14 protein-coding genes are annotated in these 14,641 nt (G+C 58.7%); 13 read left to right on the top strand and 1 reads right to left on the bottom strand.

What is annotated here, in order from left to right; all coding sequences use genetic code 11:
• The 4 genes from KH389_RS07315 to KH389_RS07300 all read left to right on the top strand — a co-directional run bounded on the left by KH389_RS07315 (window position 1) and on the right by KH389_RS07300 (window position 4,451).
• Entirely contained in the window at window positions 1-1,707 is a 1,707-nt protein-coding gene (locus KH389_RS07315) for a ParB family protein (RefSeq protein ID WP_213607168.1), read from the top strand.
• A gap of 32 nt (window positions 1,708-1,739) precedes the next feature.
• Window positions 1,740-2,435 carry a DUF2857 domain-containing protein gene (locus tag KH389_RS07310; protein ID WP_213607167.1) on the top strand — a complete coding sequence of 232 codons (696 nt, stop codon included), beginning with the start codon at window positions 1,740-1,742 and terminating at the stop codon, window positions 2,433-2,435.
• Window positions 2,432-3,739: an STY4528 family pathogenicity island replication protein gene (locus tag KH389_RS07305; RefSeq protein ID WP_213607166.1), complete on the top strand. Its 1,308-nt coding sequence runs from the start codon at window positions 2,432-2,434 to the stop codon at window positions 3,737-3,739. Before KH389_RS07310 ends, KH389_RS07305 begins: the two co-directional genes overlap by 4 nt.
• Window positions 3,740-3,974: 235 nt before the next feature.
• Complete coding sequence (locus KH389_RS07300; protein ID WP_213607165.1) at window positions 3,975-4,451, top strand: prepilin peptidase; 477 nt, start codon at window positions 3,975-3,977, stop codon at window positions 4,449-4,451.
• An 11-nt stretch (window positions 4,452-4,462) separates the two neighbouring features.
• Here the strand turns inward: KH389_RS07300 and KH389_RS07295 are convergent, their stop codons facing one another.
• Window positions 4,463-4,678 carry a hypothetical protein gene (locus tag KH389_RS07295; protein WP_213607164.1) on the bottom strand — a complete coding sequence of 72 codons (216 nt, stop codon included), beginning with the start codon at window positions 4,676-4,678 and terminating at the stop codon, window positions 4,463-4,465.
• A gap of 882 nt (window positions 4,679-5,560) precedes the next feature.
• On the opposite strand from KH389_RS07295, the gene KH389_RS07290 reads away from it, so the two are divergent.
• The 9 genes from KH389_RS07290 to KH389_RS07250 all read left to right on the top strand — a co-directional run bounded on the left by KH389_RS07290 (window position 5,561) and on the right by KH389_RS07250 (window position 14,627).
• The gene (locus KH389_RS07290; protein ID WP_213607163.1) at window positions 5,561-6,286 is read left to right on the top strand and encodes a PFL_4669 family integrating conjugative element protein; all 726 of its coding nucleotides are present in this window, start codon (window positions 5,561-5,563) and stop codon (window positions 6,284-6,286) included.
• On the top strand, window positions 6,283-6,828 hold the full coding sequence (locus tag KH389_RS07285; protein WP_213607162.1) for a DUF3158 family protein: 546 nt from the start codon (window positions 6,283-6,285) through the stop codon (window positions 6,826-6,828). Before KH389_RS07290 ends, KH389_RS07285 begins: the two co-directional genes overlap by 4 nt.
• 13 nt (window positions 6,829-6,841) lie before the next feature.
• Window positions 6,842-7,354 carry a single-stranded DNA-binding protein gene (locus tag KH389_RS07280; RefSeq protein ID WP_103518232.1) on the top strand — a complete coding sequence of 171 codons (513 nt, stop codon included), beginning with the start codon at window positions 6,842-6,844 and terminating at the stop codon, window positions 7,352-7,354.
• A gap of 200 nt (window positions 7,355-7,554) precedes the next feature.
• The gene (locus KH389_RS07275) at window positions 7,555-7,941 is read left to right on the top strand and encodes a hypothetical protein (RefSeq protein ID WP_213607161.1); all 387 of its coding nucleotides are present in this window, start codon (window positions 7,555-7,557) and stop codon (window positions 7,939-7,941) included.
• A 417-nt stretch (window positions 7,942-8,358) separates the two neighbouring features.
• The gene (locus tag KH389_RS07270) at window positions 8,359-8,556 is read left to right on the top strand and encodes a CrpP family ICE-associated protein (protein WP_023660706.1); all 198 of its coding nucleotides are present in this window, start codon (window positions 8,359-8,361) and stop codon (window positions 8,554-8,556) included.
• A gap of 120 nt (window positions 8,557-8,676) precedes the next feature.
• Window positions 8,677-10,587 (top strand): DNA topoisomerase, encoded by a 1,911-nt coding sequence (locus KH389_RS07265; protein ID WP_213607160.1) that lies wholly within the window; start codon window positions 8,677-8,679, stop codon window positions 10,585-10,587.
• 137 nt (window positions 10,588-10,724) lie between these two features.
• The gene (locus KH389_RS07260) at window positions 10,725-11,027 is read left to right on the top strand and encodes a hypothetical protein (protein WP_244988695.1); all 303 of its coding nucleotides are present in this window, start codon (window positions 10,725-10,727) and stop codon (window positions 11,025-11,027) included.
• The gene (locus tag KH389_RS07255; RefSeq protein ID WP_213607159.1) at window positions 11,024-12,991 is read left to right on the top strand and encodes a DEAD/DEAH box helicase; all 1,968 of its coding nucleotides are present in this window, start codon (window positions 11,024-11,026) and stop codon (window positions 12,989-12,991) included. The genes KH389_RS07260 and KH389_RS07255 overlap by 4 nt, the downstream gene beginning before the upstream one ends.
• Before the next feature lie 112 nt (window positions 12,992-13,103).
• Window positions 13,104-14,627: a ParB N-terminal domain-containing protein gene (locus KH389_RS07250; RefSeq protein ID WP_213607158.1), complete on the top strand. Its 1,524-nt coding sequence runs from the start codon at window positions 13,104-13,106 to the stop codon at window positions 14,625-14,627.
• The last annotated feature ends 14 nt before the right edge of the window (window positions 14,628-14,641 follow it).

Below are 14,641 nucleotides of genomic sequence, written 5' to 3'. Positions count from 1 at the left end.
ATGGCCGCTACAGACCTCAAAGCCAAGCTCCTCGCTCCAGGCTTCACCCCTACAGGCACCACCGCGGCCATGAGTGACCCTATCGCGGACACCCCATTGGTGCTGACTGTCGAGCAGGTTCTCCCTTGGGAGGATAACCCTCGTACCACTCGCAACCCACGATACGATGAACTCAAGGAGTCGATCCGCCACCGTGGCCTCGACACCCCTCCGCCTGTAACACGCAGACCGGGTGAGGAAAAATACCGGATCCGCAACGGTGGGAACACGCGAATCACAATTCTGAAGGAGCTGTTCCAGGAAACTGGCGACGAAAGGTTTCAGAGGATTAATGTTCTGTTCCGCCCATGGGATCAGATCCGGGGCGAGATCGTGATGCTAACCGGCCATTTGGCCGAAGATCTGAAGGGTGAGCTCAAATTCATCGAGCGCGCTGTCGCGGTGGGGCGCGCGAAGGAGCTCTATGAAAACGAAACCGGTGAGGCCATTTCTCAGCGCGAGCTCGCTCGACGCCTTTCCAAAGACGGGTACCCGATCTCTCAATCGCATATCAGCAAAATGCTGGATACTGTTCAGCATTTGCTGCCTGCTGTGCCGGCACTACTTTATAACGGCCTCGGCAAACCACAGATCGAGAAAATACTGTCACTGAGGAAATCTGCGCTGGCCTGCTGGGATAAGCATTACAACAGCGAGGGCGTCGATTTCGAAATGTTGTTCCAGGATGTCCTTGCCCAGTTCGAAGGCGAGGCGGAAGAGTTCCTGTTCCAGCGTTTCCAGGACGAGCTCATCGGCACGATGAAAAAATCGCTGCTGTTGGGCTATGAGGACATTCTGCTGGAAATCACTCAACAGCAGGACAAGCTACGTCGCTCGACGCCGGTGGTTGAATTGCCGATCACCAGTTCGACGTCTACTCCACCCGCGCCTGCGCCAGGTACTGGGGCAGGCTCTACTCTTCCGCCATCGCAACAACCATCTGAAGGTACTGGTCGCTCGCAGCGGCCTCCGCAGACACCACCACAGCCAGCAGCTCCAGCGCCGGGAGCTTCGCTCACACCAGAGCAAGAGCAGGAACGGATTGCAGGGCATATCGCGTCCCCAACGAACCTCAGCCAGCGGGTGATCGAGACCAAAGCGAAGGTTGCCGCCCTCAGCGGGGAAACGCTGCCCGATTTCAACTCGGACTGCCTGGTCGCCATCCCCGTACAAGCCGGCGGACTGCACCCCATCACCGACCTCTGGTACATCGAGCGTCAGATTGACCAACCTGGCGAGTTGCGCAACCAGGTAGCCCAACTGGCCGTGGAGATCCTCGAATCCGTCAACGGCCCTGGCGATATCCAGGTAATCGATGGAGGGATCGGGTTCAAGTACAAACAGCCGGAAACCGAAGTTGAAGTCACTGCAACAGCTCAACATACGCTGATCCTGCTTCAGTCACTAAGCGGTGCCATGGCCATCGCTTTGAAGATGCTGAGCGAACAACCAGATCCTGCCAGCGCATTGGGCGAATTTGAATTTGCAGCCGGCCTGGGCCAACTGCTGCTGGGCCAACCTCTGGGTGCTGAGCAGGCACCGGGTGAGGAAGGCCGTTTAAGTGACGGTGCACTGGTCAAGTTATTCCGCATCATTCGACTGGCTCGACGGCTGATCGACTTGGAAATCGAAGAGTTCAAACGGTCCTCGCCAGTCCAGGACAACTGAACACTCGATGAGATGAATGGGAGGGAGTCTCAATGTCCAAGTCAACACTTAACGAAGCGGTTCTTTCACAGCTGCTTGACCTCATGCGTAACGGTCAACTTCAGCGCTGTGTAGAGATGGGAGTTGAACCAGAGGTGCTGGGCCAGATCCAGCACCCAACAGTCCTCAGTTTGCTCCGCAATACCCCTGTTTCATGGGTCAACGTGTCAATCAACAGCTCAATGATCCTCAAGCTGCTGACCGGTGCCGCGCGTACAGAAGAGGAAACTCGGCTTATCGAGCGCGCGATCCGGCTGGGGGCCACGACCAGCTTGCTGGGCAAGTTCTTCGGGCTCACACCTCAAGAGATCGCATTGCAGCGTACCGTCATTGGGGTGCGTGCCCCACGCGGTCGATGGCCAGAGCTCTCTGAAGATCAGGATCACCATATTTGGCACCGCTGGACCAAGTTGATGGATGAGCACCGCGTCGAGCTCGAGGACAGCTTGGCCATGCTCGACGTGGCCATGCTGGTTGCCGAGGAGCTGAGCACGGACGGTCTCACGCTTGCGCAGATCTGGTCACGGATCACTCAGTGGGTCGAACAAGGCTTGTATCCAGGCAGCAGTGAACGCTCCCGAGTCACTGAGCGACGACAGCTCACCCTTTTGGATGAGGGCGGCCTACGTCATGTCGATGAAAGCGGCACCGCCTCTATCCATCCTGGAGAAGGCGATCAGAGAAGATGAAGCTCACACGGTTCCCGATTTCCACGCTCCTAGATTCGGCCTCGGGGCAACTCGAGGCCCATGTACAGAAAAAGAGAGCTGAGGACACCGCCCCTACTGCAGCGCCTGCTACACCCTACTCCGGGATAATTTTCAGCGGAAATCCGCATGAAACGGTCCCGCGTAAACTCCTGCTCGACAATCGGTTGACCCCCTTGGAACGCAATTGCTGGCAAGTCTTTCGACTGCTGGTCAACGAAGATGGAATCACTGCCTTCCCCACCTATGACCAGCTACGGCCATACCTGGGCATGAACCCAGGGAAACATGCCTCCAGAGAAACCGTGGCAAAGGCTTTGACCGTGCTCCGTCTAACCCGTTGGTTGAGCTTGGGTAGGACCGTCCGCAATGAGATCAACGGACAGGTTCAGGGGAATGTCTATCTGCTCCACGACGAGCCTGTAACACCGGCAGAAGCCTTGGAGTTCGACAAGGACTACATGACCTTGCTGATGCAATCCATGGAGCATCAGAACAAAGCGATCAAGGACATCGCGGCCATCACCTGGCGCGAATTCACCAGCGATCCCGACGTGGGCCGAAGACTTCCATCGCGCATTGACACGATTAGCGATCGGCTGAATGCCCAGACCTGGGCTGTAGAGACCAAGCAAAATGCGCTGCCCGCCCCTGAGTTCGGAATCCGAACTCAGCAAGATTTAGCCCCGGAAGCACTGAGTTCGGATTCCGAACTCAGTGCGAACTCAGCGAAACAGGGGGACCTGCCCCTCAGTTCGGAATCCGAACTCTGCCTAAAACCGCTGAGTACACCCTCAGTTCGGAATCCGAACTCTGATAGTACGTATACAAATACAGACAAGTCTGTATCTAAAAGCTCTGTACAACTGCGCGAGAGTGCAGGTGTGAATTGGTTGCTTGCCCTGGATCTTCTCAAGCCAGAGGACCGAGTGAAGGCACGAGAGATCATGGGGCCAGTACCGGAGCATGTCCGAGAGGCGGTGATCAACCAGTGGAAACATCGATGCTCAACTGGGAGCGTGGCCAAGCCGCTTGCATACCTGACGTCCCTGGCGGGCAAGGCCATCCGAGGCGACTTCAATGCTGAGTGGACCCCTGCAGGGCCCGCTGCGACTCCGACGCCAACGCCAACGCCTCCAGCGGCACGGACGGTTGCACGCCCTGACCAGCCGCCCGCCCAGAAGCCGGCACCGACAGCGACCGCGATGCAGACCGCGAACTCCGCGCTGACTTCGCTCCAAGCCCTGCTTGACCCACGACGCCGCGCGGAGCCCCCCCATGAGTGATTGGACGAGTTCTGAGATCACCCTGGGACTTGGCTCCATCGCGTTGGGCATGCTGGTTGGCCGCCTGTGTGCCTGGGTCGCCTGCTGGTTGCCGACCCTCCTCGAGCACCAATGGCAGCGTGATGCCCGTGAAATGCTTGGACTGGACCTCCATAAACATTCCTCCCCCCAACTGCCCAGAGCGTCCCGAGCATAAATCTGGATCGTACAGATCGGCTGCGCTGGGTTGTCGCTCATGATGACGTTGCACTTTGGTCCAACACGTCAGGCGCTGTTTGCCCTGCCGTTCACCTGGTGCTTACTGACGCTAAGTTTGATCGACAGACAGCACCACCTCCTGCCGGATGCCCTGGTAATTCCAGGCCTCTGGGCCGGCTTAGTTCTCAACTCCTTCGGATTGTTCACCGCACTGCAGGACGCACTTTGGGGATGTGTCATTGGCTTTGGGAGCCTCTGGGCTGTGAGTCAACTAACCGAACTAATAACTGGAGGAGAGAGCATTGGCAGGGGCGACCTCAAGCTGTTGGCATTGATGGGCGCGTGGGGCGGCCTAAAGGTTCTTGGGTGGACACTAGTTTTCTCCCTGCTGGGTGCAGCTCTAGCTGCTTTGTGTCTCATGCTCCTAGGAAAACTATGTACCGTCACAAGAATTCCATTTGGCCCGTTCATCTCCGCCGCAGGCTGGAGCGCATTTCTCATTATCATTCATTGATTAAAAAACCATCACTCATCGTTCGAGGATTCGAACTCAGCACGAGTCGAGTGATTCCACTGGATTAACCCTGCAGCACTGCGGTCCACAACAGCCACCAGCCTGGCCGCCGGGACCGACGGCTTGCCCACTGTTGCCACTGGCAACACTTCACGGTGGTGAGTGTTGCGGGCCGCAACACTCAGCGGCAGGATCATCGGCGCCGAGGCCAAGTCGAGTGATTCCACTGGAATCACCTGACAGTGATGCGGCCCGCATCACTCACCGACCTGACCATCGGCGCCGAGGCCAAGTCGAGTGATTCCACTGGAATCACCTGACAGTGATGCGGCCCGCATCACTCACCGACCTGACCACCGGCACCGGCGGCCAACTGAGTGATTCCACTGGAATCACCTGGCAGTGATGCGGCCCGCATCACCCTACCGACCTGGCCACCGGCAGCGGCAGCCAACTGAGTGATTCCACTGGAATCACCTGGCAGTGTTGCGGCCCGCAACACCCTACCGACCTGGCCACCGGCAGCGGCAGCCAACTGAGTGATTCCACTGGAATCACCTGGCAGTGTTGCGGCCCGCAACACCCTACCGACCTGGCCACCGGCACCGGCGGCCAACTGAGTGATTCCACTGGAATCACCTGGCAGTGTTGCGGCCCGCAACACCCACCGACCTGACCACCGGCTCCGACGGCCAACTGAGTGATTCCACTGGAATCATCTGGCAGTGATGCGGCCCGCATCACCCCACCGATCTGGCCACCGGCACCGGCGGCCAACTGAGTGATTCCACTGGAATCACCTGGCAGTGTTGCGGCACGCATCACTCACCGGTATCGACACCGGCCCCGACGCCAGGTCGAGTGGTTCCACTGGAACCACCTGCCAGTGTTGCGGCCCGCAACACCCACCGACCTGGCCACCGGCGCCGACGGCCAACCGAGTGGTTCCACTGGAACCACCTGACAGTGATGCGGCCCGCAACACCAGGATCGTGTGCACCGACTAGTACAAATCCAGCACCCCGGGTTCTTCATTTATTACTGCGCCCCCAACAGCCTAAAAGCAGCATGGACATCGTTCACCCACCTTATATAAGGAAACCATGTCCATGGCTGACAACTATCAGCTCAACATCGGCTCCCTCAGGAGCCAGGTCCAGCTGACTCTCCACACCCACCATGCTGCCCGAATCTGGCTGGGCCGCCAGAAGACCGATGACAAACACAGCATCCTCGGGCTGGCGGGCTTCTGTCTCAAGATCAACCAGATCGATCGCGCCGCCGCACAAGACGACCCGTACTCCGACTGGTGGATGATCAGGATCGAGGAGAAAATCCAGGAGGTAGATGATGCCCTCAAGGCCATCGACAGCCGCCTGGATGGAGTGATGGCCCAACTCCCCAAAGCACTCGAAATTGGCGAGAACCTCTCCATCCAGCCGCTGAAGCTGCCGCTCTTCATCTCCAACCCGCTGGGCTTCAAGGGCGTCCATCTACTGACTCAGTACGACGAAGTCGTCCGTCGCATCCTGCTGGCTCAGCACGTCGCCATGATCGGTCGCCGCGATGGCGAGTTCTGGATCGATGAAGGTGCTCACCTGCTGCGCAGTCTTTTTGGGCTGGCCCAGCTCCATCGCTTCTCCGGCGCATCGCGTGACGACTTCGCCGCCAACAATGCCCGGGCTGAAAATGCGCGCGAAATGTACAAGCGCCACGGCGATATCCCCCAGGACATCCTGGAAGGCACCCGCCGCTCGAACTTTGCCCCGCCCATCCGCCGTGGCTCCGTAGGCCCGGTCGAGGATGTGGATGACGAATTCGAAGGCGAGGCATGACGCTCATGCGATCGGACACCCGACCAACGGAGGCACTGCAACAGGGTGCCTTCAAACCGCTGCAACAGGGTGCCTATCAGGGGCTGCAACAGAGTGCCTCACTAAAAGGCCTTTTAAAGCCCTTTAAAGGTAAGGGGGAGCTGGTCCAGTTGGCGGAGCAGTGCGCATCGCTGGAGGCGGGGCTGCGCACCCTTACCCAGGAAGTGCTGGCCCAGGTTCGCCAACATCCATTTGCTCTGCTGCCCGTCAGGCTCATCGAGCAAAACACAGCAGCTGGCACAACCTTTCTTCGCTGGCAAAGCGTGCAAGAGCGGCGCATGGGTGTCGGCGTATGGGCTCAGATGGTCCACGCCCCCAAAACACCAATCCACTTGCTGCAGGACCTGTTTGCCCTGGAGCAACACCGAATCACCCTGAACATGCAGATCAGCCTCATCCACTCCATCGGCAAACAGGCCGCCGAGTGCGCAGAAAAGATGGGGCTGGCCGAGGCCGAATATCAGGCTCGACTGCAGCAGATCATGAACCCACCTCAACACTGAACGGAGATAGACCATGGGTACACCAGTAGTTTGGGAAGGCAACGTCGGTAACGCAGCTGAGCACCGTTCGTTCGCCAACGGAAACAAAGATCCGCGGCACATGCTGCGACTCAATGTGATGTTCGACAACTCGATCCCTGATGGCCAGGGTGGCTACAAGGATCGTGGGGGTTTCTGGTGCAACGTTGAGTGGTGGCATCAGGATGCCGAGCGCTTTGCTGAACTGTTCCAGAAAGGTATGCGGGTCCTGGTCATTGGCCGGGCGATCATGGACACCTGGAAAGACAAGCAAACGGGTGAAGACGTTTCGGCGCTGAAGGTCGAGGCAAGCCGCATCGCGATCCTCCCGCATCGTATCGAACAGGTCACCCTGGCATCGAACGGCAATGGTCAGCGTCCGGCCAATCACCAGCAAGGTCAGGGGCGCAGTCAGACCAGCGGCGGCCACGCTCAAAACGTTCCTCAGCCGAGCCTCGACGACATGCGCCACTACAGCGAAGGCTTTGACGACGACATCCCTCTGTAGCCCCCTCTTAATTTGGCGCGCCACATCGCGAAGCTCCTGGTGACAAGGACGTCACTTCGAGTTTCCCCTACCTTCGATGGGGCATCTCCACGGCATTCTAGCCACAGCCTGGCAGGCGATTTTTCAGGCGCCTCTCGTGAAGTCACTGGGGGGGCAAGGACGGATCGTCGCCACCTCATTCCGCTTCGAGGTATCGCCCCATGCACCACGACTACCCGGAATATCCATCGGTCAAAGCGACTGTAGACCCCTCGCGCTACATGGATGCCGTTCGAGCTCTCAATGGCGTCCGCCAGGTCTTTTGCGACGGCGAATCCATCATGCTGCCGGAGGCCGAAGTGGAGGCCATCGAAATGCTTCGCCTCCGGTTCAATGCCACCTTTGAGTATGGGCAGGCCGAGGAGTATGAGTTTGCGACCAAGGCCCGGGATGCAGGAGTGCAAGCTGAGCTCCTTCGACTTGGGCAGGCAGTTTGCGACATCTCAGGTCAACACGCTGAGGTGATGGTTCGTGCCGCACTGGAGGACCCCAGCGCGACGCTGCTGGCATGGTCGGCACTCTACCGCTCAAGCATGATTCCCCACTAGCTGTGGCACACGGGCATTGGCGTGGGGGCTATTTTCAGGCGCGCCACTCGTGAAGTTTCCGGAGACAAGGACGGGTCGTCGCTCTCCCTTCCTCAGAACCTGGCGTCTGATGCCTCACATTACCGCGACAAGGACCTTCTGTTGCGGCCGCAGCTCGTGAAGCTCCTACGACGAGGACGCGAACTCGTAGCCCAAGGGGCGCTGCAAGCAGCGCTTGCCCAGGTCAGGGGCACATTTGAAATGCCAGCGTTGGCAAATTACCATTTCCTGAAGGCATCTCCGCCCTACGGCTGCTAACTTGTATCGAAGTGAGCCACAGGGTCGTAAAAAACGCCCTTGTCGGGGAGTTGCTGGTGGCCAGGTCGTTTGAGGCGTGACTCGCCTGGCGTGGACAGTGGCGCTCATGAGGAACAATCGATGCAGAACGAAGATGCCCAGGAGCGAAAAGCGGACAGGCGCCAGTTCAATAACCCCCATCCTGCGGTGGAGGCTGCTGGGGTTGAAGCCGCCGAGAAAGGGCTGCCCATATATGCCTGCCCCTACAAGCACCCTGCCATGCTTGCCTCCTGGCTGAAAGGGTACAAGCGCGCCCAGCAGCTCACCCTCAATTTTTGACCCTTCCTCCGTGGGCCTGAGCCCTACCGAATTCCCTCCCTTCCAGTTGACCATTTCGCGTTGTGCCGTCCCCGGTCGGCGGCAAGAGTGCTCCCTGATTTATCTGTGCAGGGGCACCCTATGAAACTCATGATCATCGAGGCACCGGGCAAGCTGAAGAAGCTTGGGCCCATGATGAAGAAGATCCGCCCTGGCGAGCACTGGGTGGTGGTGGCATCTGGTGGCCACATCCGTGATCTCCCCCAGTCGGGTCAGGACGACACGATGATCACAACCGGCGTCTTAAAGACCCTTCGTCCGGTCTACGAGATCCTGCCCAAAAGTGCCCGCAACGTCAGCTCCATTCGCAAAGCGCTCAAGGACGCCACGGAGGTGTATATCGCCACCGACCCGGACCGGGAGGGGGAAAGTATCGCCTGGCACATACAGCAGGCGCTGGGGATCCGCGAGTACAAGCGAGTCACGTTCAATGAGATCACCCAAGCCAGAGTACGAGAGGGCCTGGCCAATGCACGGAGAATCGATGGGCAACTCGTTGCCTCACAAGAGTGCCGGCGAGTGCTGGACCGCCTGGTGGGCTACCTGGTCACGCAGGAGCTTCGCAGAGTCCTGGGCCAACCTACCTCCGCTGGTCGAGTTCAGTCACCTGCCCTCTACCTGGTGGTGTTGCGCGAGCGAGAAATCAGGAACTTCAAGGTGGTCCACCACTTCGGGGTAGAGCTGACCTTCAAGGACGAAACCACCGGTATGGACTGGACTGCCGTATGGCAACCGATCCCCGACTTCGCGAGCAAAGAAAACCCCTACATTCAGGACGGCACACTCGCGGCAAGGGTTGCCGCAACGCGCGCGGTTATTGTCGAGTCATGTGAAGACGGCAAGAAGCGGCGCCCGCCCCCCCCACCGTTCATTTCATCCACCCTGCAGCAGGCGGCCAGCGTAGCGCTGAAATGGGACCCGGACAAAACCATGCAGTTCGCGCAGCGCCTGTACGAGCAGGGCGTGATCACCTATCACCGGACGGATAACCCCAACTTGGCCGATGAAGCCATGCCAGATATCCAGGCAGTGGCTCGCAGGCAAGGCCTCGACGTTGTTGACGAGCGCCGGACGTTCAAGGCTGCGGATAGCGCCCAGGAAGGTCACCCCGCAATTGCGCCAACCGCGTGGGAGGATGAAGTCGCAGGCGAGTCTGCTGAAGAGCAAGCGCTGTACAAGCTCATCCGGATCAGGGCGCTGGCCAGCCAGCTCGCAGACGCCATCTACGACGTGCGCATGGCCAAACTGCTGGCCAGGGGGCCGGATCAGAGGCCTCTGCGCTTCGCCGCGACTGGCAGCACTGTCGCCTATCTCGGATGGATGAAGCTTTTGCAGAAGGACGAGACGGATGAAGAGTCGACCGACATCCCCAAGAATCCGGTGCCGGTGCTCGAACCCAAACAGATCCTCAGCGTGCTTCAGGGTGAGGTGCTCAACCAGAAGACGAAGGCGCCGGCACGCTTCACCAAGGCAAGCCTGATCAAGGAGCTGGAGCGACTGGGGATCGGACGCCCCAGCACGTTTGCATCGATCATCAAGAACATCACCGGCAAAGGCCTGGTCGTTGAGGAGAAGCGCAAATTGGTCCCAGGCCCGTTGGGGGTGAGCACCATCGAGCAGTTGGAGGGCCGCTTCAGCTTCGTCGAACTGGCGTTCACCAGCACGCTGGAGAAGGACCTGGACCGAATCGCACGCGGAGAGGAGCAGTACGGCTCGGTGGTCGCCAAGTTCTTTCAGCATCTCCAGACGGAGCTCGCAGCCCTCCGCCAGGCGCCCACAGTGGCGATGAAGGCGCGTTCGCCTGAAGCTTCATCAGGCAACCAGGGCGGCCATTCCTGCGGCAAGTGCGGGATGCCACTGGCGCGCCGCCAGAAGCGCGGTGATGGGGGTTACGACTTCTGGGGATGCACCGGGTACAAGGTGAACAACTGCCGTGTGAGCTACCCCTCGGTGAGCGGCAAGCCGGATATGTCCAAGCCCAGGGGCTTGTAGCCAAAATGCTTCGGGGGCGGTAATCCATTTCTCCTGTAGCCGCTCTCCCTCAGCTGCCAATCTGCTCACTCTTACGGGTGCGGGCAGGCGCACCTTGAATGATGACGTGTTGACTACTCATCCTCCCGGAGGTGCTTGTGGCTCGTTCCAAGAAAGTCATTGATCGGCTGAAGGCCGAGCAGGCGAACAATCCGAAGATCCCCCATTATGAGTCCCGGCCAGGTGAGTCATGCTGGCCGCTACAACCTGAAGACATCAAGACCGCCGGGTACTGGAAGCAGGAACGCAGACGTGTGCCGAAGGGCGCAGAACCAGCTGCGTATGTAATCAGTGGCCAGGGAGGATCACTCCACGGCTCAGTGCTCTTAACCCGTTGGGTCGCGGCCTACCACCACGACCAAACGGTGCCGATGAAGCCCAAGAGCGCGGACGCCAATTGAAACGACCACGCCTCCTCAACAGCCAGCCAGTGTTGCTCGAAGCCGCCGTGTTCGACGGCTACGACATGGGCATCCTCATGCCCTACATTGAGGGCGCAAACAAGGTCATGTTCGCCCGTAGCGGGTTCTTCATTCGCCGCGGCGATCACCCGCTCTGCCGTTATTGGCGCGTGCCCAAGGCCAAGTTCATCGACGAGCTGGACCTGGTGTACCACCAGCTGATCGAGCTGGCCGGTGGCAAGGTCACTGAATCATGGCAGGCATTCCGACAGAAGATCGAGAGCGCACTGGCCAACCCACGCCGAGACGCTTTCATCTCCGGAATGCTGCTGCGAATTGCTCCGCTAGCCGACGGCGGTGTGCTGCTGTCCGGAGATTATCATCCTGGAGTCGTTGCAGTGGCCCGCCGGATGCGGGGAGTGTTCCTGGGCAAATCCAGCTCGTGGCGAGTCAACGCCACCGCCGAGATCCTGCGCAGCAACCTGGTCCTGGAGCTCGGTCTTGTAGAGGATCAGTTCGAGATCCTGGACGTTGTACAGGAGCTCCTGGGCGATGGCTCTGTGACTCCAGCAGCAGACATCCCGCGCATCAGCCTGGGCGGTGCTCCTCAGGAACCCTCGACAGCCGCCAGCGGTGAGGAGAGCTCCAACGACATCTACCTCGCTGCCGTCTCGCCGATCGAACGCACCGAGTTCTCAGATGCCACGATCGCCCAGGCCCTGGTCGGCTATTCCCTGCTCGATCACCAGCCTGCTGGCATCGCTCACCTGCTCCAGCGCACCAGCGCACTGCTGGCTGATGATATGGGCCTCGGCAAGACGCGCCAGGCCATCATCGCGGCGCATATCAGTGCAGCCGGTCGCCCGATCCTGGTGGTGACCCTTTCCTCGTTGCTGATCAACTGGCAGCGCGAAATCCTGGCGGTCTACCCCGACGCGACAGTCGCTGTGCAGAAGCACGACCCGCTGGTCCAATGGATGCTGATCAACTACGAGCGTCTCGGCGACTACGTGCTGCTGGCTGAGCATTACCACGTTCTAGTGGTCGACGAGGCGCACCAGTTGAAGGAGCCGACTGCCGAGCGTACACGCCATGGCTTCGATATCGCAGCCAAGGTGCCGAATCGCTATCTGCTGACAGGCACGCCTGTCCTCAATCGCGAGACAGAGCTGCACACCCTGCTACGTCTATCGGGGCACCCGGTCGGCCAGTTGCCCCTCAGCGATTTCTGCGAACGCTTCGCCGGCAGCCCAGAGTTCCGGCAAAACCTCCGGGCAGAACTGGGCGACTGGATGCTTCGCCGGCGCAAAGACGTTCTGCCCGGGCTCAAGGGTAAGCACCGGCAGTTGCTGCCCGTGGCGATGGGGGTGGAGGAGCGGAAGAAGTACGACAGCATTCGCCTCGAGGACAGGCCCATCTTTGCCAGGCTCGGCGCGCTTCGCCATTACCTGGAACAGGTGAAGGTCAGAGTCGCTATGGACCTGCTGGGCGAGCTGGACCCCGAAGACAAGGTCATCCTGTTCTGCGAGTTCAAACCCACCGTCGCGCGCCTCAAGGAGCTGTGCGATGTAGCCGGTATCGGGAACGTCACCCTGGTCGGCAGTGACACACTCACCAAACGCCAGAAGGCGATCGACAAGTTCCAGGGCGACCCCGACTGCAGGGCTTTCATCTGCACCACCCAAGCCGCCGGTACCGGCAACAACCTCACGGCCGCCAACTACGTCTTCTTCCTGGGCCTGCCCTGGACACCCGGACAACAGGATCAGGCCGAGGACCGGGCGTACCGGAATGGTCAGCTCAGGACGGTGATCGTGAAGATCCCCCTCGTGGAGAACAGCATCGATCAGCAGCTCTGGCAGATGCTCTTAGCGAAGCGCCAAGTCAGCTTGGAGCTCATTGAGCCAGAAGAGCAGCAGGACGCCCTGGCCAAGGCCATTCTCGCCGCGACCATCAACCAGTAGCTTCAGGGTGTTAGACCTCAATACCTGCCTCGGCCATGGAAAGCCGAACCCATCTATAGCATCCGTTTTGTATTATCATCGTGCCAGCATTGGATGGTTTAACGGTACGGACATGAAAAAACACGCAATGAAGCGGGATATCCGCATAATCTCTTTAGATAAAGTCAAGCTCGACCAGGAGAACGTACGTTTCGGTAACGACGTAGCCCAGAACCAGCGTGAAGCGATCAAGCTCATGCTGGCGGACCCTGACGACGCAAAGAAAATCCTTCGTCTCGCTGAGCACATTGTTGAGCACGGGCTTGATCCAACGGAGCTGCAGCTGGTCACCCCTGACGAGGAAGGCAACTTCATCGTTCTTGAGGGAAACCGTCGCCTTACGGCCCTAAAACTGTTGCAGCGACCGGACCTGTGCCCGACTGAGCGTGGCTACAAGGGCTTCCTAAAAGCTCACAATAACCTCGCGGACGGTGTGCCGGATGACCTGCAATGCAGTGTTGTACCCACCCGAGCAGATGGCGATATTTGGATTGAGCTTAAGCATACGGGCGAAAACCGAGGGGTCGGGAGAGTTAACTGGGATAGTGATATTCGAGACGAACGCCGGGCGCGCCAGACAGGGGTCGACTCCATCGGCCGCCAACTTAGAAATTTGGTTAATGACAATCAACATATATTCAGTCAAAAAGCCGCCCTAGACTGCCTCGAAGTTGACGTCACTACGTTGACTCGTATCTTCCAGTCGACTACTGGCCAAAACCTCTTTCGACTTAAAGTCGAGAACAAAACACTCACCCCACAGCTCCCGCTGGAGCACATTGCACCGTCCGTTGAGTTCATATTGGACATGTTTGCGGCCCACGGGTACAACGTAAACGATGTCAGAGCTGACTCTGACCGTATAAAAACCTTCGGACATATTCCTCCCGAAATTCTCCCAGACAAGCTGGCCGAGGCGGCTAAAGGCAAAGCCAAACCGTCCCATTCTCCTGGCGCTACTAACGGTAGCGGCGCCAATAGCCAGGAGGGTAAAGGTGGTAGTAGCGAAAACAATGAGGGACACGCTAGTAAGCCAGGCGCAACAGAAGACCCGGAAGGGGAAAACAAGAACGACCAAGGCAACCCAGGGGTTGAAAAAGAGCCAGGCATTCGAGCTAAACCTCAGCAGCGTGCCCGCAAATATCTGCTGCCTTGGTCATTCAGCATTCCAAACTCTCGAATCAATGCTATCTATCGAGAGCTCCGCTCTGTTCTCAAAGTTGATGACTGCCCAAACGCCACAGCTGTTACTTTCCGGGTATTCTTAGAGATCACCTGCGACGAGTACATCAAGCAAAAGAAAGACGAAGGCACTCCAATTATACGCTGGGATACACAAAAAGAAGTTCGAGGCGGCGCAGAGGGAGATAAACTTGCCATAAAGGTGCAAGCCGTAATCAAGTATCTTCAAACAGAAAAATTGGTTGCCACTGGGCCGGCGAAAGCTATCTTCAAGCGGGCCGGCTCATTTGACCAACCCGGGTCGATTGATCACTTCAACCTGTTCGTACATAGCGCCCATGGTGCGCCTGTGCCATCAGAGCTGAAGGACGTCGCGGAGGAATATCGCCCATTGTTCGAAGCGATCTGGTCCTGAACCATTGGAAAATG

Origin of the sequence: Pseudomonas qingdaonensis (assembly GCF_018398475.1) — a bacterium.
In the GTDB taxonomy this organism is placed as follows: Bacteria; Pseudomonadota; Gammaproteobacteria; order Pseudomonadales; family Pseudomonadaceae; genus Aquipseudomonas; species Aquipseudomonas palmensis.
The sequence above is the reverse complement of the archived record's forward strand: the minus strand, read 5'-3'. Positions and strand labels throughout refer to the sequence as shown.